Here is a 256-nt window from a genome sequence, read left to right as displayed (position 1 = left end):
ATTGTCGAACGGCTCAAGCGGACCCCAGGAGCGGTGCATAAAGGTCAGCCGACCGGTGTGGAGGTCGCGCCGGGCGGGCATGCATGGAAGCCCGCCAACATAGTGGCGGTCGAAGGTGATCGCGCGTTCGGCGAAACGATTGAAATTCGGCGTCGGGATGCCCTGCCCGCCGTAGCACTCCAGCGCCAGGCGGTTGAGCGAGTCGAAGAGGACAAAGACGGTTCGCACGAAAAGCTCCATCTGACGGAGAACAGCC

Annotated in this window: 1 protein-coding gene; it reads right to left on the bottom strand. The window is 62.9% G+C overall.

The annotated features are described in order from the left end of the window. Positions 1 to 228, bottom strand: a 228-nt coding sequence (locus tag EOD29_RS33200; protein WP_164764018.1) for a sulfatase-like hydrolase/transferase, incomplete at its 3' end; no start/stop codon positions are given. Positions 229 to 256: the final 28 nt, after the last annotated feature.

This window comes from Mesorhizobium sp. M1A.T.Ca.IN.004.03.1.1 (assembly GCF_003997555.1).
Taxonomy (GTDB): Bacteria; Pseudomonadota; Alphaproteobacteria; order Rhizobiales; family Rhizobiaceae; genus Mesorhizobium.
Note: the sequence above shows the minus strand (reverse complement) of the source record. Positions and strands in the feature narration are given on the sequence as shown.